This window comes from Hymenobacter sp. BT188 (assembly GCF_014333585.1).
Classification (GTDB): Bacteria; Bacteroidota; Bacteroidia; order Cytophagales; family Hymenobacteraceae; genus Hymenobacter.
In genome coordinates, this window is the sequence record NZ_JACSCW010000002.1 from 942,425 (window position 1) to 964,827 (window position 22,403).

Sequence of the window (22,403 nt, forward strand, 5' to 3'; positions counted from 1 at the left end):
AATAAAGCCACGGGCACTATGCTGGCCACCGGCGTATTTACAGAATCAATGAGGTCGCTTATTTAGCAGGCAGCGCGGTTTCGCAGCTACAGAGCACTTCCCGGGTAGGCTTAACCACCCGGTAGTTGGGCTGCGAAACTTCCTTCATATAAATGACATCGAGACGCTGCACGGGGGAATTGCCGGAGTCTTCATTCCACACGCGCAACAGGTAGTTGCAGTAGTACGGGCGCAGATAAGCGTTGGAAACAAACAGGTAATTCTCGGAGTACTTGCGCCAACGGTCGTTTTTAAACAGCGACACCACCGACTTTGGCTTGCGTAGCGTAACTGGGTTTCCTTGCCGGTTCAGGTCGATGTGCTTGCCTTTGGGCGTGGTAGCATCCAGGATATACCAGCCGTCATCTTTGAAAACAGCCGGCGCAAACATGCCCCAGTGCTGATCGACGCGAAACAGGTACCCAAACCACCGCAAGGGCTCCGACATGGTAAGCGAAGGCTTGGCAATCGAATCGAGGTTCCACCAGCATATATAGGCCAGCAGCAAGGTAACCACTGCGTTGCGCAGTCCGTGCAGCATTCGTATGGTCTTGGGGGGCAAATTCAGGCTCGATTCCACGTTTACCCGCACCGGACTGCGCCAACTATTTAGGCGGGCTAAATGCAGCTGCAGGCGCTGTGTGCGCGTCCGAACGTGCCGATCTATCCAATTCATGGCGGGTGTAGGCAGTAGCCCAAGCACGGAAGCCATGTTGATCAGGAAAAATAATCCCACAAACAATGTCAGGCTGATGCCGAGATGAAACCCGTACATCACCACCACAAACAGCATGCGCCAGGAGGGCACGCCCACCGGAATAAACAGTATAAACGGCAGCAGCAACTCTGTGTAGTAAACCGCGAAGGTAAGAAAGCGCATTACCTCCGGAAACTGATACAAAATCCGCCCCCCCGGCATTAATACTTGGTCGAGGCTGAGGGCGTAGTAGATGGCGGTGCCTTCTGTGGTCCATTCGGGGGCATTTTTGAGCAATGCCGTACACCAGTACACCAGCGCCAGCTGCACCACATACGCTACCGTAGCTGCGCTGAAGTACGAGTACGAGGCTGGTTTAGGCTCCGTCCGATCCGCATCGGCGGAATACATACGACCCCAAGGCAGAAAAATTCCCCAGAACAGCAGCATCCGCAGCAGATCGTCGCCGCCCTGCCCGATGATGGGATTTCTGTTTTGCAGCGACACTAGCAGCAGCCACGATACTACGGTCGCTAAGCGGGTTTTGTAGCCCAGCAGCAGCATTATGGCAAACCCGGCTGCTATCAGAAACAGCAGGGCCTGTATTTGCCACAAACCGCTGATGTTGTGCAGGCTAACCTGGTAAGCGTTCCAGTTGCGCTCGTACAGCACATGCAGCGGCAGAACGCCCATGTTGGCATAATGCGCCTCCAAATCGGTGCTGCGGATGGCAAGGTCGGTCAGAACAACGGCTGCCGTTGCCATGCGCAGTAAGGCCAACGCGCGCAGATCGAGAACGAAAGGACGGCGCAGAAAATCGAGGACACGGGTCATAGGAGCCGCGCGGGGGGGCAAAATGAAAGATAAAAAGAAAGCGAAAAGGTACGCCACCTAGTTGGATGGTTAACCTTTTCGCTTTCAAAAAGAGCAACCGACTGTAAGGCCGGAGTCAGAAATTAGTTGGTAGTGGTACCTGTAGTGGTACCTGTAGTGGTGCTACCGCTGGTAGTGCGCGTAGTACTTCCCGATGTGGTGCCAGTAGTAGTACGGCCCGAAGTAGTACCGGTAGTAGCGCCAGTAGTAATACGACCTGAAGTGGTACCTGTAGTGGTCCGGCTAGTAGTAGTGCTACCCGATGTGGTACGCGTGTTCACGCGGCCCGAAGTAGTACCCGTAGTAGAGGTGCGGGTAGATTGAGTAGTCGTGGTACGGCCACTGGTAGTGCCAGCAGTAGTACCGGCAGTTGAGCCAGCAGTGCTGCCAATAGTTGTACCGGTCGTTGAGCCAGTGGTAGTGGAGCCCGTTGTGGTGCTACCAGCCGTCATTGTGCCCGTGGTAGAGCCGGTGGTCATGGTGCCAGCGGTGCTGCCCGCTGTCATGGTGCCGGCAGTAGTTCCTCTGGTAGTACCAGTTGTAGTAGAGCCTGCGGTTACGCTTCCGGTAGTGGCACCGGCAGTAGTGCCATAGGTTGTGCCTGTGGTGGCACTGGTAGTGGAGCCAGCGGTAGTGCTGCCTGTGCTACCGGTAGTAGAGCCTGCGGTTGTTTGAGCGACGGCACCGGTCGAAACGAAAACTGCCGCCAAAAGAGCCGCAAATGATACAAAGGATGACTTTTTCATAGCTTTTTGAAAATGAGTGATATGGAAATGAACTGTAGTATAACAGAAACCATAAACGGCAACTTGCAGGCTGGTGAGCAACCTACGAGTAGTACTACGGCCATAAATAGACCATAGGAACCAACTGCTTATTACAAAAAGAGGGATAATTACTGAGTAGTAATTATCCCTCTCGTCTTAGTTTATATGTTCAACTGAATGAACATAACCCTAGCGGGTGGTTGTGCCCGTAGTAGTGGTACCAGTTGTAGTGCTACCGGAAGTAGAACCGCTAGTGGTGCCCGTAGTGCTACCTGACGTAGAGCCGCTGGTAGTACCCATAGTAGTGCTGCCGCTAGTGCTGCCCGACGTGGTACCCATAGTGGTGGTGCCAGTAGTAGTTGAGCCAGATGTAGACCCGCTAGTAGTGCCGTAAGTTGTGCTACCTGTAGTAGTACCACTAGTGCTACCCGAGGTTGAGCCGCTAGTGCTACCACCAGTCATTGAATCGCTGGTTGTACCTGTTGTGCTACCGCTGGTGGTAGTTCCATCTGTGCCAGTAGAGGCGCAAGAGGACATCAGTGATGCTGATACAAACATGCCAGCAAATGCGAGGGTCGATACAAAAATCCGTGACTTTTTCATTGGAAGGATTAGTTGGTGAATGGGTTAAACCAGAGCGGGATAGAATTCAAAGAGCCCCTTCTACGTGCAAACCGAAAGGAATAGTTACTGATAGGTTAATTTATTTTTGCTAATACATCCGAATAATAGACAAAAAATCAATGTTTTAATTATAAAAAGGCCCTTGTAGCTATCGATTTGACCGATATTAAGAGCTATAAATAACGATTACATAATAGCGTATTTAGGCTTGAATGTGATAGATAAAATAAGCACGGGGGGCACTTTTCACTAATGACTAGCGAGTCGTTGAGCCGCTGGTCGTGCCCGTACCAGTACCACCGCCGGTCGTGCCCGCACCACCAGTCGTTGAGCCAGTTCCGTCGGTAGAGCCACCAGCGGTTGAACCCATACCACCAGCTGTGCTACCAGCCGTAGAACCACTAGTGGTGGTCGAGCCTTCCATCGTGCCTCCAGCCGAATCAGTAGACATCATATTAGTGTCTGACGATGTGCCTGTGCCGCTTTCTGTGGAAGTGCCGCCTGCGCCTTCCGTACCACCTTTGTTACTTTCACAAGCGCCTAAGGAAAGGGTTGTAGTTAAAAATAGGGCAGTTAAAATGTTGATTCTTAGCTTTTTCATAATGAAAGAAAGGATGGATGTTGGTTGTGGATCAGAAACAGAAATTAAAATTGTATTCAGCAGCTATACGGGTACAATAGACCGTGAAGCTAAAAAGTAGACTTTGAAGAAATACCTGTTTTTTAGGAGACAAACCACAGGTAGGAAATACGTATTGAAAATAGTAGTCCGTATTTATTGCTTGTCAGACAGCTAGTTGCGGAAATCCTGGTAGCTCCAAAACACAGTAGCTTATCACACTGGGCAGACTGGTTTGCGTGCGCTTCGTATGACTGGTAAAAGATACTTTCCTGCTTAGCTGGTTATAGCTGCAACTACAGCTACTAATTATGGTGCGTCAGCCCGCCGTTATCTTGTTTGATGGAGTTTGTAACCTCTGCAACGGCTTCGTGCAGTTCGTCATTAATCACGACTCTGGGGGGCATTTTCGGTTTACTTCCCTGCAATCAGAGGCAGGACAAAAGCTGTTGGCTCAATACGGCACAACCGTAGCTGCCACTCCCGAGACGGTAATACTAATTGAGCAGGGCCAACTATTTACCCACTCCACGGCTGTATTGCGGATTCTGCGCGGCTTAGGTGGCGCTTGGCAATTGCTGTATGTGGCTACGATTCTGCCGCGCGCGCTGCGCGACGCGCTGTATCGCTTCGTGGCGCGGCACCGCTACCAGTGGTTTGGCCAGCAGGAATCATGTATGCTGCCCACGCCTGAGCTGGCGCAACGTTTTCTGTAAACTGAGCAGCTTGCAGCTAGCGAGTTTGCTTTTTCCTGTCAGAAGACCTTAGGTTACCACACTGCCTATATAGAAGACGCCTCCGTGATAGCGGGCAACAGTGCTTTTAGCTGCTTAAGCACTGCGGCATCAGCACCCAGAGAGGCAAAAAACTGGTTTTCAAACTCCTCTACGGCCCATGCGGCCTGCACAGCCGTCCGCACGCCCGCTGAAGTAAGGCTTATGGCTTTGGCGCGGGTATCGGTGGCATGCTCGGCGCGCAATAGTAGCCCTTTCGTCTCCAGTGTACGGAGCAACTTGCTGGTCATCATCTTATCGATACGGGCGTGTGCTGCTAAGTCTGTCTGCGTGATGCTGCCCTGCTGCCCCAGCCAATAGGCGGCCGCCAGCACCACAAACTGTGCATGCGTAAGCCCAAATTGCTCCAGGGCCTTCTTTATTTCCCGCTGCCAATGATTGCTTACCTGCCAAAGCAAAAAGCCAGGGCTGTCATCCGGGCTTTCAAAGGAAAAAAGCGATTGGGCAACCATTGGCTATGGGTAGTGAAAACAAGGTGAACTAGATCTGTCGCTTCATCATACGGACAGGGGATTAATAGCGCTAAAAAAGCCCCCCAGCAATTTTTTAAAGGCTAGTTTAACTCTCCGCAGAAGTAGTACTTTCGAACTGTCGTCTCGTTCGAGCCACCAGATTATAGCGCCCAGCCAGTACAGCATGTCTAACTACAGCGCCTTTGCTCGATTGTGGTGTAAGCCACATCAGAGCCATTCAGAGCATATTTTGCGGGCAATTTAGGTAGTAACTATATTTATAGTAATCATATTTACTATAACCATGTTTGCATTTTTTGCTTTCTATTCGTATTAAATACTATTCCTTCACTTACCACATCTCCATGCAAGTTTTACAACTCGATGGTATCAACCAACAGCTTGTTCTTCAGGAAGTACCTACCCCCATGCCCGCCGCCGGCGAAGTGCTGGTAGAGCTTAGGGCCGCTGCCTTTAACCACCGCGATGTCTGGATTCAGAAGGGTCAATATGGCGGCTTGAAATTCCCGTGCATTCTGGGCTCTGATGGCGCCGGCGTAGTAGTCGCCGTGGGAGAGGGTGCCGATGAGTCATTGCTGGAGCAAGCCGTAGTTATCAATCCGGGCCATAACTGGGGCGGCAACCCGAGGGCGCAAGCGAAAAACTTCAAGATTCTGGGCTTGCCAGACCAAGGTACGTTTGCCGAGTTTCTGAGTGTGCCTGTTCAATACGTGCGGGCCATGCCGGCTCATCTGAGCTTCGAGCAAGCGGCTGCGCTGCCGCTTGGCGGGCTTACGGCTTACCGTGCTGCCTTCACACGGGCGGGTTTGCAGGCAGGCGAGCGGGTGCTCATCACGGGTATTGGTGGAGGCGTAGCAGTGTTGGCCTTGCAAATGGCGGTAGCCCGCGGCGCGGAGGTATGGGTTACGTCGAGTTCGGTCGAAAAGCTGGCTCGCGCTCAGGAGCTGGGTGCTAAAGGGGGAGCTAATTATAACGACGAAAACTGGGTAGCCGACCTTACTAAAGAGGCTGGGGGGCTTTTTGACGTGATTATAGACAGTGCAGCCGGTCCCAGCTTCAACGCCCTGCTCGATGCTGCCACACCTGGTGGTCGTATCGTGTTCTTTGGCGGCACGTTGGGCGCTATTCCGCAGGTGCCACCAGCAAAGGTTTTCTGGAAGCAGCTCACCATCCTGGGCTCTACAATGGGAACAGAGCAGGATTTTGCCGATATGGTGAGCCTGATAGAGGAAAAACAGATTGTTCCTGTTGTAGATCAGGTTTTCCCATTCGCCGACGGAGAAGCCGCCATTCGTCGTCTGGCCGACGGCGCCCAGTTCGGTAAAGTTGTCCTTAAGATTAAGGAGTAAAGGCAGTATTTTGGGATTTAAACAAGCCTCAAATAGAGTAGATGAAGCGGAGATTCTAGGTAGTATTTTACGGAAAAATACAAGCCGATAAAAGGCGGATTAGGGAATGAAAACTGCGTCAAGGCTGTTGTATTTTCGACTGCTTTTCTCACGCATATCTTACTTCTCTAGCTATGAAATCACCCGCTGAATACCTCACTGGTCCGGTTTTTCAACTGACTTATCCCACCGGCGAAGTCGCTGAATCGGTGCCGGTCGTTACCTACGACGATGCGTTGCTGGCGCTGGAAGCAGCATTGGCCGACGCGGAAGAGTACAAGTACCTATTGCTGCGCGCCATTCGTCGCAATGCCCCCGAAACAGTTGGTCCTGAAGCTACTACCATTACCGCTGAAACAGCCGTCGTTCCTATGTATGCCGAAGCTGCTTAGGCTGATAATAAAGACAGAAAAAAGGGCGCCACATGTGGCGCCCTTTTTTGTTGCTGGCAGGTTCTGTTTATAGTTTACTAAGAAGGTGCTGAGCCAGGGCCGCTGCTTGCCCCCGTAGCTCCGGCACCGCCGTCGACTCGAAATACGCCGGGCGGCGGCTGGGGCCTAGGGTGAAAAATAACGAAGAGGCTAGGCCAGCATCATCCAAGAGAGCACCGTGTTCGTCGGTCTGAATGCCCAGACGCAAAGGATCGGGGAGGAGGTAGCGTGCTTCTCGGAGACTTTTTACCAGCGGGTCTTCTACGCGACTGTAGTCGAGCAGAGGGCCGGTGCAGGCAATAACATGACGAGCGGAAAGCGACGTTTGTTGGCCGCCGTGGGTTACTTCAACACGCAAATCAGAGCCTTGGGGGGCAATTTGCCGCACGCGGCCCAGGTGAGTTCGTAGTTGTCCGCGGCTTCGCAGCTGCTCAAGCACGGCCACATTCTGCTCCGGACTCCGGTGCCGCACCACCGACCACATAGACGCTACATGCCGCAGAAAACGCTCTTGCTCCAGCAGAGGCCAGCTAGACCAGATTCGACCCAAATCGGGACGAAGCGAGTCCAGAACATCGCGCCAATCGTAGCCTGCAGCCTGAGCCGCTCGGATGTGTTGGCGTACGATGCATACTACATCTCCTACATTCGTGAGGTGAGCTAAATCGGAAGCGTAAAAGCTGGGATATTGCGCGTGCTGGGCTGGTCCGTGCACCGTTGGCCACCAGCCATGCCGTGAAACGGCCATCATAGGGCCCTGGTGCCCATCGGCGTGTAGCGCCATCAGCACATCAACGGAGGTCAGGCCGGTGCCAATAAGCAAAACCGAATCCTGGGGGGCAATTCCGGCCAGTGCGCCTGGCACCCACGGATTGGGATGATAGTTTTGCGGAAAATTGCCCCCCAGCCCGGCACCAGTAAGCCCCACTGGCGGAAAATTGCCCAGCGCCAACACCACGCGGTGGCTGCGCAACACATGGCCATCAGCAAGCTCTACCAGCGCTGTATTATCTGTCTTATCGATGGTGGCGGCTATTGCTGCCTGCGAATGCCATTGAACCCGTATCCCATTTACTGCCTCACCTAGTATCTGCCTGACGCACTCTTGGATATACTGCCCATACGTCTGGCGTGGACAAAATGCGTCCTCGTCGCCGGGCAAGCCTTTCTCACGCAGCCATTCCACAAAATGCTGGGGCTTATCAGGAAAAGCGCTGATGCGGCCGGCGCGCACATTCAGCAGGTATTCCGGTCGCGGTGCTGAATAAGCTAAACCTTGCCCCGGAGCGGAACGAGGGTCTACCAGATGTATATCGTAGGGGTAGTTGCCGCTGGCATGGGCAAGCTGCACAGCCAACATAGAACCCGAAAACCCCGCGCCTATTATTGTAATGGTACGTCGTTGGGGCATGCAGGTGGAGGAAGAACGGGTGGAAGGTAGGCCTTAAAACGGACAGCCTGACCAAGAGTTTACCAAGGTCAGGCTGTTTTTGTTTAGCCAGAAAAAGAGGCAGGAATCTTTATAAATAACTGCCGCTCACCAAGTAGTTCTGCACATAGTCCTGAATGCCGTCTTCCAGACGAGTGAAGGGCCGATCATAGCCAATGCTGCGCAGCTTCTGCATTTCGGCCTGCGTGAAGTATTGATAGGTGTCGCGAATGTCTTCGGGCGTGTCTTTAAACCGAATATCCGCCGTCTGGTTGAGGGCCGCGAACGTGTTGAGCGCTAGGTCTAAAAAAGTGCGCGCCTCACCGCTGCCTAAGTTATAAATGCCCGAATTTTTGCGATGGTGCATCAGAAAATAGCACACCTCGCACACGTCCTTCACATACACAAAGTCGCGCTTCTGCTCGCCATCGGCATACTCAGGGTTGTGGGAGCGAAACAGCTCCATGGAGCCCGTACGCCGAATTTGCTCATAGGCATGAAATATCACCGAGGCCATGCGGCCTTTGTGGTATTCGTTGGGTCCGTACACGTTGAAAAACTTCAGCCCGGCCCAGAAAAACGGCTTTTCAGTTTGCGCTACGGCCCAATTGTCGAAGTCATTTTTTGACTCTCCGTAAGGGTTGAGTGGGCGCAACAACGGCAGCAATGCATCGTCGTCGGCGTAACCCAGCGTGCCTGAGCCGTACGTCGCTGCCGACGAGGCATACACCAGCGGCAGCTGGTACTGACAGCAGGCCTGCCACACCTTTTTGGAGTATTCCAGATTCAGCAAATCCAGAATTTCGCGGCTCTTCTCGGTGGTATCGGTGCGGGCGCCGAGGTGGAAGATGAATTCTACCTGCTCGTGGTTTTTGTCGAGCCAGTCAAAAAAATCGTTGCGGTCCACGTACTCGCGCAGGCGCTTGCCTTTGAGGTTGGCAAGCTTGCGCTCCACAGTGAAGTTATCGACCACCACAATATCATTGAAATTGGCGGCATTCAGGCGGGTGACAAGGCAGCTGGCAATAAAGCCGGCCGCCCCAGTGACGACGATCATAGGGCTAAGTTTGCCTTAAAAGTAGGCAAAAGCCATGGAGTAGACTCTAGCCTCACAACATCAGCACGCCAGATGCTTCGCTGTGCTCTGCATGACGCTCGCTCGAATAGCCATGAGGCAAGTGAAATCACCATCTTTGCAGCATGCTTCGTTTTTTGCTTCAACTCCTGGCATTTCTCCCGTTAGGGCTAATGCTCGCGGCGTGTAATCCAGACCAAAAAGCCCCCCAAGCCACTGCGGCCACTGCAAATGCCCCCCAGCACCTGCGCGACGACCTTGGCCGACCCGTTGTAGTGCCAGCGCATCCGCGGCGCATTATGGCTTTGGCTCCTTCCATGACCGAAATGCTCTACGCCGTGGCTGATACAGCTACAATTATTGGTCGTACGCAGGTCTGTGATTTTCCGAAAGCCGTATTGAGCAAGCCCGTTGTGAATAGCTACCCGCTGGATATGGAGCGCTTGGTGGCCCTACAGCCCGATATCGTGTTTACGGTAGAGGGCATCACCTCGCTCGATGACGCCACACGGCTTCAGCAGCTCGGCGTGCAAGTGTATTACCAGCGCTACACCACCGTGTTCGATGTACTGCGCGGCCTGCGCGATATTGGCCGCATTCTGCACCGCCAACCGCAGGCACGCCGCCTCACCGATTCGTTGGAGGCGGAGCTGAAGCAGCTGGAAAAGCAGCCACCAACTAACTCAAGACCTAAAGTGCTGGCCATTACCTGGCAGGACCCCATATATGTGTATGGTCAGAATACACTGTTTACGGACAAAATTCAGCGGGCTGGGGGGCAAAATGCGGTAGTGGAGAAGTTTTCCCAGCCCTACCCAGCCCTCACGCGCGAGTACATTCTGCAGCTTAACCCAGATGTATTGCTGGGGGGCAGTTTTGGGAAACTCGATAGCACATTCTTCAAAAACTATCCGGAACTGCGCCGCATCCGTGCCTACCAAACGCGGCAGATATACGCTATCAATGGCAACCTGATGGAGCGACCCGGCCCGCGCATAGTAGAGTCGGTGCGGGAACTCCAGCAGTTGTTGCGCCAAAGCCCGGCCCAGCTATGAGCCGCCGCGTGGGGCCCTGGCTGCTGGCCAGCCTACTACTTACGTTTATACTCCTGGTCGCAGGGCTTCGGGTTGGCAGCTTCGAAACGGATTATGCCACCATCTGGCGCGCCTTCAGTCACTACGACCCCACCGATCCGGTACAATTGGTGCTGGTGCAATTGCGTCTGCCGCGCCTCTTGCTGGCCCTACTGGCTGGCGCAGGGCTAGCTTTTAGCGGCTATCTGATGCAAGCGATGGTCAATAATGCCTTGGCCGATCCGTATTTGCTCGGAACGGCCTCAGGAGCATCACTGGGGGCCATTCTATGCTTTGCTTTTCTGGATACCTTGATGCTAGGGGGCTTTTATCTGCCGCCTTTGGCTGCTCTGGCCGGCGCCCTGCTCATCACGATAGTAGTAGTCACTCTTGGTACCCAGCAGGGCCAACTCCGGCCAGCCCAATTATTGCTGGCCGGAGTGGCCGTAGGTGCGCTTACAGCCGCAATTGGCAGTCTGGTTACATTTCTGGCCGCCACCGACGCTAAGCTAAGTACCGTTATTTTCTGGGCGATGGGAAGCTTCGAGCGAGCCGGCTGGAATCTGTTGCCTTATCCGGCCGTGGCAGTTGGCGGGGCATTATTGCTTTTTACTTTTCTGCAGAAAGACCTGAATGTGTTGCTGTTAGGAGAGGAGCGCGCCCAGGCATTGGGCCTGAATGTGACGCGCCTGCGCTGGATACTCATCCTCACCGCTTCCGGCCTGACGGGCTGCGTCGTGGCGCTCTGTGGCCCTATCGGCTTTGTCGGGCTAATGATTCCTCACCTTACGCGCTGGCTGCTTGGTGTCACGGGCAGGGCCAATTTATTGTTCTGCGCCTTGCTAGGGGGCAATTTTATGCTCGTCTGCGACCTATTGGCCCGCTTGCTATATCCCCCCGCTGGCCTTCCTGTGGGCTTGGTCACGGCCCTTTTCGGCGTACCGTTCTTCGTATATTTGCTGCGGAAAAAGCATGTAGCACTTTAATGGGCTGCTAAGTTGAGGTACTAATGTGCTGATTGGTTGAAAAGCTGATACGCTGCTCTGTTAGTTGTTTAATTGCTTGCCGTCCAGCTTATTCCGCGTCTACACATTATTCTACTAGCACCGCAACAAATGATTTACGTCAGCCGCCAAGAGCATTTCAATGCCGCGCACAAGCTGCACAACCCCAACTGGTCCGACGAGCGCAACCGCGAAGTATTTGGCCCCTGCGCCAATACCAACTGGCACGGCCACAATTACGACCTCATCGTCACTGTAAAAGGCCAGCCCGACCCGGAGACAGGCTTCGTAATCGACCTCAAGCAACTCAGCAACCTCATTCGCGAGCATATTACCGATCAGGTAGATCACAAAAATCTCAACCTGGATGTGCCCTTTATGCAAGGCAAGATGGCCAGTACCGAAAACTTGGTAGTGGCGTTTTGGGAAATCCTGACGCGCGAATTAGGCTCTATCTCCTCTGCTCAACTCCACTGCATCAAACTGTACGAGACGCCCCGGAACTTCGTGGAATATTATGGCGAGTAAAAGATTATTCCAGTGAGAATCAACTGAGTAATCTGTCACCTATTCAATTCTGTACCCATTGAAATATTACTTGATTGCCGGCGAGCGTTCCGGAGATTTTCACGCCGCAAACCTGATGCGTGCCCTGCGCACAGAAGATGCCGCGGCCGAATTCCGGTGCTGGGGTGGTGATATGATGGAGGCTGCGGGGGGCAAGTTGGTGCATCATTACCAGGAAATGGCCATTATGGGTTTCCTGGAAGCAGCCACCAGCATCCTCAAGTTTCGCGGATTCCTGAAAGAATGTCAGCGCGATTTGCTAGCGTACAAGCCTGACGTACTGATTTTGGTTGATTATGCGGGTTTCAATCTGCGGGTCGCCAAGTTTGCTAAGCAGCACGGCATCAAGGTGTTTTATTACATCTCGCCTAAAATCTGGGCTTGGAACCAAGGCCGCGTACATACGGTGAAAGCTGTGGTCGATAAGATGTTTGTCATCCTACCTTTCGAGCAGGAGTTCTACCAGCGTTTTGGTTACGATGTCGATTATATTGGTAACCCTACCGTTGATGCCGTTGCCGAGCACGAAGCCTCGACTGACTTCCGCGAACGAAACCGAATTCCAGCTAACAAGCCCATCATTGCCGTTCTGCCTGGCTCGCGTAAGCAAGAAATCGAGAGCATGCTCTACGTGATGCTTTCGGTACTACCACCGTTTCTGAATTACCAATTTGTTATTGCTGCTGTCTCCAATCTGGACCGCAACTATTATCAGAACTTCCAACGCAGCGAAAACATCACCATCGTCTCCGACCAAACCTACGATTTGCTCCGCCACGCCGATGGAGCCATGGTTACGTCCGGTACGGCTACCCTCGAAACCGCGCTTTTCGATGTACCGCAGGTGGTGTGTTACAGCACCAGCATTGTTTCCTATACCATTGCCAAAGCCTTAATTAAGGTGCCCTACATTTCCCTGGTGAACTTAGTGGCCGGCAAAGAAGTCGTAAAAGAATTGATTCAGGGTGAGTTCAATTCCCGTAATCTGGTGCAAGAGTTGAAAAATATTTTGGAGAATCCCGAATACATCGCTCGCCAAAAAGCCGATTATGCCGAGCTGCGAGAGAAGCTTGGGCGTAGCAATGCCGCTCAAAAGGCTGCTAAGCTGATGGTTGGATATTTACAGTAGTAGATTCAATGCTTCTCTACCAGTTCGATTCTAACAGTATTGCTTAAAAAGGAAAGACCCGAGGATGTATCCTCGGGTCTTTCCTTTTTAAGCAATACTGTAATCCACTAAGCTGCTCGCAACTGCTTCAGCGGCGACTTCTCAAATTTGCTTTGCGCGTAATCTAAGTCGATAACGAGTTCCTGAACATCTGTTTCAGAAGGCATATCAAACATGGCATCTGTCATGATGCTTTCGCAGATAGAGCGCAAGCCGCGAGCACCAAGACGATATTCGTCGGCTTTCACAACAATGTATTCCATAGCCGCCTCAGAGAAGGAAAGTTTAATATTTTCCATCTCGAATAAGCGCTGATACTGCTTCACGATCGAGTTTTTAGGCTCCGTCAGAATCTTGCGCAGCGTAGCGTGGTCGAGCGGATTAAGGTGAGTAAGTACGGGCAAACGACCAATCAACTCAGGAATAAGCCCAAACTGCTTCAAATCCACGGCTGTCACGTAGCGCAGGAAATTCTGAGTATCGACCTTCTCGTCCAACATCGTTTTGGAGAAGCCCATAGGCTTGGTATTCAAGCGGCTCTTGATGATGCGCTCGATACCAACAAAAGCCCCCCCGCAGATAAACAGGATGTTTTCAGTGTTTACCGTAATCATCTTTTGCTCAGGGTGCTTGCGGCCACCGTGGGGCGGTACATTCACTGTAGTGCCTTCTAAAAGCTTCAGCATTGCCTGCTGTACACCCTCGCCGCTCACATCGCGCGTGATACTGGGGTTATCGCTCTTACGGGCGATTTTGTCAATTTCGTCGATATAAACGATGCCGCGCTCGGCAGCCTCTACATTGTAATCAGCTGATTGGAGCAGGCGAGTCAGAATGCTTTCCACATCTTCCCCCACATAACCGGCTTCCGTAAGCACAGTAGCATCGGCAATGCAGAACGGTACTTGCAGGATATTGGCCAGCATACGCGCCAAGAACGTCTTGCCCGTACCCGTCTCGCCGACCATAATGATGTTCGACTTCTCGATTACCACATCATCCTTGGTGGCGGGTTTCTGCATCAGGCGCTTGTAGTGGTTATATACCGCCACTGACATTACCTTTTTCGCCTCATCCTGACCTACTACATACTGGTCCAAGTACTCCTTCATCTCGCGCGGCTTCACGAGGTTGAATTTTGGCGTCTTGCTATTTGAGCGAATCTTGTTCTCTTCGTTCAATATCTGCTGGGCCTGACCCACACAACGCTCACAAATGTGTGCGTTGATGCCGGAAATCATTACCGAGACGTCTTTTTTGCTCTTACCGCAGAAGGAGCACGTAATATCTGCCATTGCCTGGATTATCAGAATAGGATAGGTAATCTCCGCTCACGCTGGAGCGGCATCAAAGGTACAAAAGGCTAACGCCCTGCGTACGAAAAAAAGTTGCCCCACCATAGGGCTTCTATTTAAAAGTGAAAATCCCATTTCCGGTTTTCAAGCCAGAAATGGGATTTCAATTTGCGTTAGATCGTCATGCAGAGCGATCAATAAGGCTAGCTTAAGCTACTTTGCGCTCAAGCACTTCATCAATCAGGCCATATTCCTTAGCCTCATCAGCACGCATCCAGTAGTCACGGTCGGAGTTATCATGAATTTCCTGATACGTCTTGCCCGTGTGCTGCGCCAGAATGTCGTAAAGCTCTTTCTTAAGCTTCAGGATCTCGCGAGCCGTGATTTCGATATCAGAAGACTGACCTTGTGCACCACCAGAAGGCTGGTGAATCATCACGCGAGCGTGGGGGAGAGCCGAGCGCTTGTCTTTGGCACCACCAGCCAGCAATACCGCGCCCATCGAAGCAGCTAAGCCAGTGCAAATAGTTGCTACATCAGGACCCACATACTGCATGGTGTCATAAATACCCAAACCGGCATACACGGAGCCACCAGGTGAGTTGATGTAGAGCAGAATGTCCTTTTTGGCATCCGCTGACTCTAGGAATAGCAGCTGAGCAGTGATGATATTAGCAATGTAATCGTCAACGGCCGTGCCTAGGAATACGATGCGGTCCATAATCAGGCGAGAAAAGACGTCAATCTCAGCAAAGCGCGTGGGACGTTCCTCAATTACCGAGCGGGTCATACCCGTCACGGAATGACGCATCTGGCCTTCCATGTGGTGTAGGTATTGATCAACACCCAAGCCGCTCAGGCCTTGGCCTTTAACAGCAAACTTGCGGAATTCTTGTTTATTCAGCATGGCAAATAATAATGGGAGAAGAAGTGTAAAAGCGAAGCCGAAGCCGTTGGGCAACAAAAAAGCCCTAACGGCAAGTAAGGGCTTTTTTGTTGGTTAGAAACCGACAGACTAGCGTTGGCTGGCTGCCTGATTCCGGAAGTCCTCGGCCGAAATCGGCTTATCAGTAACAACAACTTTGCCGCGCAGGTTTTCAAGTACTTTCTCTGCCAGAATGGCCTCATACTCGTCTACGTAATTTTTGCCATTCTCCTGCTTCAGGTAATTGTCAGCGAAGCTGCGGATAGAATCCTGCAGTTCTGGCGTCATTTCCATGTTGAATTGACCCAAAATCTTCTGCATAGTGCGCTCTACGATTTCGTCATTCGACACCTTCAGACCCTGCTCTTCTACTACTTTATTGCGGATCATCGACCACTTCAACTCGCGCTCGTAATCGTCGTAGTGCTCTTCTACTTGCTCCTCAGTGAGTTTGCCTTTGTTGGCACGCACCAGCCACTTCTTGAAGAACTCCTTCGGAACTTCGATGGTAGTGTTATTTACCATCTGGTCTACTATCTGGCGGTTAAGCAAGCCATCAGACTCACGGTCGTAGTTCTCCTGTACCGTAGTACGCACTTTCTCATCAAATTCCTCGCGAGAAGTAATGATGTCTTTGCCGAAAACCTTGTCGAACAACTCCTGATCCAACTCGGGCTTGGTCGTACGGTTGATTTTCTCAACGTTCAGCACGTATTCGCCGCTTACGTTAGCAGCCTCATCTTTCGAAAGGCCAGAGAAGTTGGCAATAGCAGAAGCATCACCATCGAAAGCGTCCTTCAGATCGAAGGTCACCGAATCGTTGGCCTTTACACCGATAAACTTGTCAACGTTGTTCTTTACCTTATTAATAGGCAGCAACACCGTGCGGCCTTCGCCTTCCTCGTTGGCTTTCTTAAGCTTACCATAGAGGTAGTCAGTAGCTTCCGAAGCCTCAGGGTTGGTGCTCTCACCATACTGGCGAGAAATCTGGTCGTAAGTTTCCTGTAGTGTAGCCTCGTCAACACCTATCTGGTGACGCTCCACATTCAGTGTTTGGTCAGCAGGCAGTTCAAAGTCAGGAAGTAAGCCCAATTCGAACTTGAAATCGAAATCTTTCTGCGTGTCAAAGTCAATATCGCTGGCTACTGGCAGGGGCTCGCCCAGAATGCGCACGTTGTTTTCTTTAATGTAGTTATCAACTGCTTTGCCTAGCAAACCATTGATTTCTTCCACCAGAATGCTCTTTCCGTACATCTTGCGAACCAAGCCTACAGGTACTTTACCCGGCCGGAACCCTTTGATTTGCGCTCTCTTGCTGTAGTCCTTGAGCTTGTTATCAACTGTGGCAGCATAATCGGCCTCAGTCAGGTGTACTGTCAGGATGGCACTAAGCTGGTCGTCGTTTTTATCGAGGGTAATATCCAAAACAGGTGGTCGGTTAAAGGGTAACGGAAATGAAACGAGCCGGCAGCCGGCGAAAAAGAAACCCCCAACGTTTGGGTTGAGGGTTTGGGCATTCTTTAAACTAATATGTGCGGATGGAGGGACTCGAACCCACACGCCTTGCGGCACCAGATCCTAAGTCTGGCACGTCTACCAATTTCGCCACATCCGCCGCAAGGCCAACTGCCTCGGGGCCGCAAAGCTACGCAACGAGTCGGGAAATTCAAACCAACTCCGCAATGAGTGAAGAAGGATTATAGTAAACCCGCGCAAATTTGCCCCCCAGGCACTTTATTTAATAAAATTCAAGGCCACTCGCTTTCATTCGGATAGCAATTATTCTTCTAATGCCTGATTTTGCCCCCCAGCAGTCGAGCCGCACCTTTTTAGGTCGCTGGGTTGTTATAAATGCAACTCACCCGCTAATCATACGCTGAGTTCGTACTTTCGCAGATAACCACGGAGTATTTGCTCCGCCCGCTTACATGGCTACCCTCATTGATCCTGAAGTAGAGCGCAACGAGATTCTGCGGCATTACCGTCGCTTACTTCGTACCGCTAAGCCGTATTTGCACGGCAACGACGCTAAGCTTATTAAGAAGGCCTTCAATACTTCCTTGGAGGCGCATAAGAATATGCGTCGCAAATCCGGCGAGCCATACATTTTGCATCCGTTGGCGGTAGCTCAGATTGCCGTGGAGGAAATTGGGCTCGGTACTACGAGTATTGTTTCGGCCCTACTGCACGACGTAGTAGAGGACACGCCGATGGAAATATCGGATGTCGAACGTGAGTTTGGGCCCAAGGTGGCGCGCATCATTGACGGGCTAACCAAGATTTCGGGAGTGTTCGACTACGGTACCAGCGAGCAGGCCGAGAACTTCCGCAAAATGCTGCTTACCCTTTCCGAGGATGTACGCGTCATTCTGATCAAGCTGGCCGACCGGTTGCATAATATGCGCACGTTGGAGTCGATGCCCCGACATAAGCAGCTCAAAATAGCCTCTGAAACCATTTACTTATACGCTCCGCTAGCACATCGTCTGGGGCTATATGCCATCAAAACTGAGCTTGAGGATCTGTACTTAAAGTACACCGATACCGAAGTCTATAATGACTTGGTGGCGAAAGTGCGCCAAAGCCGTAGTGCGCGTAATCGCTTTATCAAGGAGTTTGTTACGCCTATCGACGAGGAATTGAAGGCCCAAGGCTTTGATTTTGAAATAAAAGGCCGCCCCAAATCGATTTATTCTATTCTGCGCAAAATGCGCAAGCAGAACGTGACCTTTGATGAGGTGTATGATTTATTTGCCATCCGTGTTATTCTGGATGTGCCGCAGGAGCAGGAAAAAGCCGCTTGCTGGCAGGTGTACTCTATCGTTACCGACTTTTATCAGCCCAACCCCGACCGCCTGCGCGATTGGGTAAGTACGCCCAAAGCCAACGGCTACGAAAGCCTGCATACTACTGTCATGTCGCGTACGGGGCAGTGGGTGGAAGTACAGATACGCTCCAAGCGTATGGACGACATTGCCGAAAAAGGCTACGCGGCCCATTGGAAATACAAGGATACCGGCACCATACAGCCTGAATCGACTCTTGAGGCCTGGATTGCGAAAGTGCGTGAGATGCTTGAAACTAATAACTCCAGTGCGCTGGAGTTTATGGATGAGTTTCGGCAAAACCTCTTCGTTAAAGAGGTATATGCCTTTACACCCAAAGGCAAGCTGGTGATTTTACCAGATAAGGCAACAGCGCTAGATTTTGCATTTGATATTCACTCTCAAATTGGCTTGCAGTGCTTGGGGGCCAAAGTCAATCAGAAACTGCAGCCCCTAAGCTATCAACTCCGCAACGGTGATCAGGTAGAAATCCTGACTTCTCACAAGCAACGACCTACGGAGGAGTGGTTGCAGTATGTAATCACATCGAAAGCACGCTCAAAGATTAAGGAGTATCTGCGCGATGATAAGCGCGCCAAAGCGGAAGACGGACGCTATCTGGTAGAGAAGCGATTGGAGCTACTTGGTGTTGAGAATAGTCAGGAAAATCTGAACCGCCTGCTTGCTCATTTCAACCTTTATAACGCGCAGGATTTCTTTTATCGCTTGGCAATTGGTCAACTTGATGGGCGGGAGATTAAAGTAGAATTGTTCGATCCAACAATTGAATCGCCTCAATTGCCTTCGTCTTTAGCGCCCAGATCCTTCGATCAGGAGGTGCAAAAGATTCGGGGGGTAAATGCCAATATGCTTGTTATCGGTGAGCATACAGACAAGTTTGATTATCATATTGCCCCCTGCTGCAATCCGATTCCGGGTGATGATGTATTTGGTTTCGAGACAGAAACCGAAGGCATTATCATTCACCGTACTTCTTGTCCGCAAGCTGTAAAGCTCATGTCGAACTACGGCAGTCGTATCGTACGCGCCAAGTGGACTGATCAGTTGGAGCTTGCTTTCTTGGCCGGTATTCGCATTAAGGGCTCCGACCGGGTGGGCTTAGTGAATGACGTGACGCGAATTATCTCTAACAGCCTCAAAGTCAACATGCGCTCTATTACCATCGATTCAAATGATGGAATGTTTGAGGGGCAGATTATGGTTTTTGTCAACGATACTGACCATTTGCACAAAATGATTCAGCGCCTAAGCAAGGTGAATGGCGTACTATTAGTGGAACGTTTCGCTACATAAGTTCTTAATAGTCCTAGTGGGCCCTATTTGGTATAAAGAATAAGTTGGGGGGCTTTTTAGTATTCAGCAATTGGCTTCACCATTCTTCAATAGGCAAAAAGCTTCCCAGTGTGCTGGAAAGAATTTGGTGATTTAAGCAAACGCCTGAAAGTTGAGTCTGTCAACTCATTTTACCCGCTTACCTTTGTTACTCCTTATATATAAGGTTACAGAATGCTTGATCGAGATAAATTTGAGGAGGTGAAGAAAATTTTCACCGCCTATTTAGAGAATAAAGGATTGCGCAAGACTTCCGAGCGCTACGCCATATTGGAGGAAATATATTCTCGTACCGGTCATTTTGATGTTGAGGAGCTGTATACTGGTATGAAAGCCCAAGGCCTACAAGTGAGCCGTGCTACAGTATATAATACGCTTGATTTGTTGGTAGAGCACGGGTTGGTAAGTAAGCATCAATTCGGACGTAACCTAGCTCAATATGAGAAGTCATATGGTTATCGTCAGCACGACCACGTCATCTGTACGGAGTGTCACAAGGTGGTCGAATTCTGCGACCCCCGCATTCACGGCATTCAAACCATGGTCGGTGAGCTTTTGAATTTCCATATCTTGCATCACTCTTTGAATCTGTACGGCGTTTGTGGCGACTGTCGCGCCAAAGCCGCCCGCTTACTTTCTGAATGAAAACTGAATCCGCCGTTCAAGACGGTATCCTCTTCGTTCGCCTCACTGGCGACCTTATCGGTAGTCCCGATTCCCAACCACTACTTCAAACCGTTAACGATCATCTCGGTGAAGGTTTAAGTTATTGCGCAATTGACTTGTCTAATGTGCGCTTTATCAATAGCACGGGCATTGGAGTACTAGTCTCTATTTTGACAAAATTCCGTAACCAAAGCGGAGATCTAGTACTTATCAATCCTTCTGACCTCGTCCGCAAGCTTCTGGTAATTACCAAGCTCGACGCCATCTTTAATATTGCGGCTGATGATGCATCAGCTGCCGAACAATTGAAAGCTACAACCTAATGCCAGTTGACGTACTTGTTGGATTACAGTGGGGTGATGAAGGGAAAGGTAAAATAGTAGACGTGTTAGCCCCCACGTACGACGTGGTAGCTCGTTTTCAGGGTGGTCCCAATGCTGGCCACACGCTTACCTTCGATGGCTTAAAGCATGTATTGCACCAAGTACCATCAGGTATTTTTCACCCGCATATTATTAATGTGGTTGGTAATGGCGTCGTACTCGACCCCGTAGTGTTCCGGGGAGAACTACAAAAGCTAACTGCTCGAGGAGTAAACTGGGGGGCAAATCTCTATATCTCCAAAAAGGCGCAACTCATCCTGCCATCTCATCGTGCTCTCGACCGTATTTCGGAAGAAATGCGAGGAGGGGGCAAAATTGGCTCAACACTTAAAGGCATAGGTCCCACTTATCAGGATAAGATTGGTCGCACTGGGCTGCGAGTAGGTGATGTGCTACTTCCAACCTTTCAAGCTCGTTACGCCGAGGCAGTAGCCCGACACGCACAGTTCGCTTCCTTTCACGGTCGAGATCTCGAAATTGAAGCGTTGGAAGAAGATTTTTTCTCAGCTGTCGAATTCCTGCGTACCCTCCAGCTTACCGATACAGAGTATTTGCTTAATGATCTGTTGCGCCAAGGAAAGCGTATTCTTGCGGAGGGAGCTCAAGGTTCTTTGCTTGATATTGATTTTGGAACTTATCCTTTTGTTACTTCATCCAATACCGTCGTTGCAGGGGCTTGCACCGGTCTTGGTATTGCCCCTCGCCACATTGATCAGGTATATGGTATCACTAAGGCCTACTGTACTCGTGTAGGTAGCGGCCCTTTTCCCACTGAGTTACATGATGAAGTAGGGGAGAGGATTCGGCAGGCTGGACGTGAGTTTGGCTCCACTACTGGTCGGCCACGACGTTGTGGTTGGATTGACTTGCCATCTCTGCGCTACAGTATTATGCTTAATGGAGTAACAGAACTTCACCTGATGAAGGCTGATGTACTAGATGAATTCACCGAAATACAGGTGTGCACCCATTACAAGACACCCGATGGCAACGATACAGACCTATTGCCGGATTATGAAGCATTGCAGGCATTAACTCCTGTTTATACAACATTACCTGGTTGGCGCACCGATTTGCAAAATATTTCAACGGCTGATAAGTTACCTGTCGAGCTTCAATCGTATTTGCAATTCCTTGAGCGTCACTTGGAAGTACCTATACGTATAGTCAGTGTTGGCCCAGACCGAGTGAGTACCCTTCACCTAAACTAGGTAAAAAGGTACGGCGGGTCTTGACTTATTCAATACTCGCCGTACCTTTGTCATCCTGTTCAAGCAATCGGCTTACAGCACTATTTATTTGAAACTTTCATCTGTTTCTTTTGGAATAAGAGTTAGAAAGATATTACCTTTGTAGCCCTTTCGCTCAAATGGAGCTTTATCTGGGATGCGGTGCTTCTGATTTTCAATACATACTTTATTGAAAATAGAAAGGGTTGGGACTTGGAATAATGGTAAAAGTTAAGATGCCATTATGATAGTTATCTACCATCGCATGGTCATTTTGGAGAGAAAATAAATATTGCTCTTCACTTGATAATTGGTTTTGAATTATAGTATCTTTGCAGCCCGCTTCAATAGGAAGGGAGTTATTGAGTTGAAAAGTAAAGAATTTTAATTTATTCTTCTTTTTAACTTGCAAATAGAAAAAAGTATTTTACCTTTGCATCCCCGAACGAAAAGATGTTCGAGATGACAGTAGGGATAGGGCTACGGGAGTAGCGACACGGTTAGCTCAACAGGAGTTAGCACACGTTCTTTGAATGATTGGAAAAGACAAATTGGTAAGGCTGCCGGCGGAAGGAAACTACCCAAGGCAGCGAGCGTAACAACGAAGTTCAACACACAGAGTTGGATCAAGCCCATGACAGCAGCTTAGCTTCGGCTAAGTGAAGAAATTTATACAATGGAGAGTTTGATCCTGGCTCAGGATGAA

Annotated in this window: 22 protein-coding genes and 1 tRNA gene; 12 read left to right on the forward strand and 11 right to left on the reverse strand. The window is 50.7% G+C overall.

Annotation, left to right across the window (positions count from 1 at the left end; all coding sequences use genetic code 11):
* Nucleotides 1-58 precede the first annotated feature (58 nt).
* From H8B13_RS08035 to H8B13_RS08050, 4 genes are all read right to left on the reverse strand, one after another.
* Nucleotides 59-1,570 carry an HTTM domain-containing protein gene (locus tag H8B13_RS08035; RefSeq protein ID WP_187310258.1) on the reverse strand — a complete coding sequence of 504 codons (1,512 nt, stop codon included), beginning with the start codon at nucleotides 1,568-1,570 and terminating at the stop codon, nucleotides 59-61.
* A 122-nt stretch (nucleotides 1,571-1,692) separates the two neighbouring features.
* Nucleotides 1,693-2,355, reverse strand: a complete 663-nt coding sequence (locus H8B13_RS08040) for a hypothetical protein (protein ID WP_187310259.1) — start codon at nucleotides 2,353-2,355, stop codon at nucleotides 1,693-1,695.
* A gap of 210 nt (nucleotides 2,356-2,565) precedes the next feature.
* A complete protein-coding gene (locus H8B13_RS08045; RefSeq protein WP_187310260.1) occupies nucleotides 2,566-2,979 on the reverse strand; it encodes a hypothetical protein in 414 nt (137 codons plus the stop codon).
* A 277-nt stretch (nucleotides 2,980-3,256) separates the two neighbouring features.
* Nucleotides 3,257-3,454, reverse strand: coding sequence for a hypothetical protein (locus tag H8B13_RS08050; RefSeq protein WP_187310261.1), 198 nt, complete (start codon nucleotides 3,452-3,454; stop codon nucleotides 3,257-3,259).
* 4 nt (nucleotides 3,455-3,458) lie between these two features.
* On the opposite strand from H8B13_RS08050, the gene H8B13_RS08055 reads away from it, so the two are divergent.
* Nucleotides 3,459-3,701 (forward strand): hypothetical protein, encoded by a 243-nt coding sequence (locus tag H8B13_RS08055; protein ID WP_187310262.1) that lies wholly within the window; start codon nucleotides 3,459-3,461, stop codon nucleotides 3,699-3,701.
* Between the two features lie 229 nt (nucleotides 3,702-3,930).
* Nucleotides 3,931-4,335 carry a thiol-disulfide oxidoreductase DCC family protein gene (locus H8B13_RS08060; protein ID WP_187310263.1) on the forward strand — a complete coding sequence of 135 codons (405 nt, stop codon included), beginning with the start codon at nucleotides 3,931-3,933 and terminating at the stop codon, nucleotides 4,333-4,335.
* Nucleotides 4,336-4,400: 65 nt separating this feature from the next.
* Here H8B13_RS08060 and H8B13_RS08065 read toward each other — a convergent pair whose 3' ends face one another.
* The gene (locus H8B13_RS08065; RefSeq protein ID WP_187310264.1) at nucleotides 4,401-4,865 is read right to left on the reverse strand and encodes a MarR family winged helix-turn-helix transcriptional regulator; all 465 of its coding nucleotides are present in this window, start codon (nucleotides 4,863-4,865) and stop codon (nucleotides 4,401-4,403) included.
* Between the two features lie 365 nt (nucleotides 4,866-5,230).
* Between H8B13_RS08065 and H8B13_RS08070 the strand changes: the two genes are divergently transcribed.
* Together H8B13_RS08070 and H8B13_RS08075 are read left to right on the forward strand one after the other, a co-directional pair.
* The gene (locus H8B13_RS08070; RefSeq protein WP_187310265.1) at nucleotides 5,231-6,235 is read left to right on the forward strand and encodes a zinc-binding dehydrogenase; all 1,005 of its coding nucleotides are present in this window, start codon (nucleotides 5,231-5,233) and stop codon (nucleotides 6,233-6,235) included.
* A gap of 173 nt (nucleotides 6,236-6,408) precedes the next feature.
* Nucleotides 6,409-6,666, forward strand: a complete 258-nt coding sequence (locus H8B13_RS08075) for a hypothetical protein (protein WP_187310266.1) — start codon at nucleotides 6,409-6,411, stop codon at nucleotides 6,664-6,666.
* A gap of 67 nt (nucleotides 6,667-6,733) precedes the next feature.
* On the opposite strand, the gene H8B13_RS08080 is transcribed toward H8B13_RS08075, so the two are convergent.
* Both H8B13_RS08080 and rfaD read right to left on the reverse strand, forming a co-directional pair.
* Entirely contained in the window at nucleotides 6,734-8,116 is a 1,383-nt protein-coding gene (locus H8B13_RS08080; RefSeq protein ID WP_187310267.1) for an FAD/NAD(P)-binding protein, read from the reverse strand.
* Between the two features lie 109 nt (nucleotides 8,117-8,225).
* Complete coding sequence (gene rfaD, locus H8B13_RS08085; RefSeq protein ID WP_187310268.1) at nucleotides 8,226-9,191, reverse strand: ADP-glyceromanno-heptose 6-epimerase; 966 nt, start codon at nucleotides 9,189-9,191, stop codon at nucleotides 8,226-8,228.
* A 143-nt stretch (nucleotides 9,192-9,334) separates the two neighbouring features.
* Here rfaD and H8B13_RS08090 point away from each other — a divergent pair, with 143 nt between their 5' ends.
* The 4 genes from H8B13_RS08090 (at nucleotide 9,335) to lpxB (ending at nucleotide 12,982) form a co-directional block, all read left to right on the forward strand.
* The gene (locus tag H8B13_RS08090; protein WP_187310269.1) at nucleotides 9,335-10,264 is read left to right on the forward strand and encodes an ABC transporter substrate-binding protein; all 930 of its coding nucleotides are present in this window, start codon (nucleotides 9,335-9,337) and stop codon (nucleotides 10,262-10,264) included.
* Entirely contained in the window at nucleotides 10,261-11,268 is a 1,008-nt protein-coding gene (locus H8B13_RS08095; protein WP_187310270.1) for a FecCD family ABC transporter permease, read from the forward strand. The genes H8B13_RS08090 and H8B13_RS08095 overlap by 4 nt, the downstream gene beginning before the upstream one ends.
* Before the next feature lie 129 nt (nucleotides 11,269-11,397).
* Complete coding sequence (locus tag H8B13_RS08100; protein ID WP_166072939.1) at nucleotides 11,398-11,814, forward strand: 6-pyruvoyl trahydropterin synthase family protein; 417 nt, start codon at nucleotides 11,398-11,400, stop codon at nucleotides 11,812-11,814.
* Nucleotides 11,815-11,872: 58 nt separating this feature from the next.
* Complete coding sequence (gene lpxB / locus H8B13_RS08105; RefSeq protein WP_187310271.1) at nucleotides 11,873-12,982, forward strand: lipid-A-disaccharide synthase; 1,110 nt, start codon at nucleotides 11,873-11,875, stop codon at nucleotides 12,980-12,982.
* Nucleotides 12,983-13,089: 107 nt separating this feature from the next.
* Here the strand turns inward: lpxB and clpX are convergent, their stop codons facing one another.
* The 4 genes from clpX to H8B13_RS08125 all read right to left on the reverse strand — a co-directional run bounded on the left by clpX (nucleotide 13,090) and on the right by H8B13_RS08125 (nucleotide 16,856).
* Complete coding sequence (gene clpX / locus H8B13_RS08110; RefSeq protein ID WP_166072936.1) at nucleotides 13,090-14,316, reverse strand: ATP-dependent Clp protease ATP-binding subunit ClpX; 1,227 nt, start codon at nucleotides 14,314-14,316, stop codon at nucleotides 13,090-13,092.
* Nucleotides 14,317-14,524: 208 nt separating this feature from the next.
* A complete protein-coding gene (locus H8B13_RS08115; protein ID WP_133272071.1) occupies nucleotides 14,525-15,223 on the reverse strand; it encodes a ClpP family protease in 699 nt (232 codons plus the stop codon).
* Between the two features lie 108 nt (nucleotides 15,224-15,331).
* Entirely contained in the window at nucleotides 15,332-16,666 is a 1,335-nt protein-coding gene (gene tig, locus H8B13_RS08120; protein WP_187310272.1) for a trigger factor, read from the reverse strand.
* 108 nt (nucleotides 16,667-16,774) lie between these two features.
* Nucleotides 16,775-16,856, reverse strand: a tRNA-Leu gene (locus H8B13_RS08125).
* Nucleotides 16,857-17,169: 313 nt separating this feature from the next.
* Between H8B13_RS08125 and H8B13_RS08130 the strand changes: the two genes are divergently transcribed.
* From H8B13_RS08130 to H8B13_RS08145, 4 genes are all read left to right on the forward strand, one after another.
* Complete coding sequence (locus tag H8B13_RS08130) at nucleotides 17,170-19,380, forward strand: RelA/SpoT family protein (RefSeq protein ID WP_187310273.1); 2,211 nt, start codon at nucleotides 17,170-17,172, stop codon at nucleotides 19,378-19,380.
* Nucleotides 19,381-19,593: 213 nt separating this feature from the next.
* Complete coding sequence (locus H8B13_RS08135) at nucleotides 19,594-20,064, forward strand: Fur family transcriptional regulator (RefSeq protein WP_187310274.1); 471 nt, start codon at nucleotides 19,594-19,596, stop codon at nucleotides 20,062-20,064.
* Nucleotides 20,061-20,408, forward strand: a complete 348-nt coding sequence (locus tag H8B13_RS08140; RefSeq protein WP_187310275.1) for an STAS domain-containing protein — start codon at nucleotides 20,061-20,063, stop codon at nucleotides 20,406-20,408. The genes H8B13_RS08135 and H8B13_RS08140 overlap by 4 nt, the downstream gene beginning before the upstream one ends.
* Nucleotides 20,408-21,679 carry an adenylosuccinate synthase gene (locus H8B13_RS08145; RefSeq protein WP_187310276.1) on the forward strand — a complete coding sequence of 424 codons (1,272 nt, stop codon included), beginning with the start codon at nucleotides 20,408-20,410 and terminating at the stop codon, nucleotides 21,677-21,679. Before H8B13_RS08140 ends, H8B13_RS08145 begins: the two co-directional genes overlap by 1 nt.
* Nucleotides 21,680-22,403: the final 724 nt, after the last annotated feature.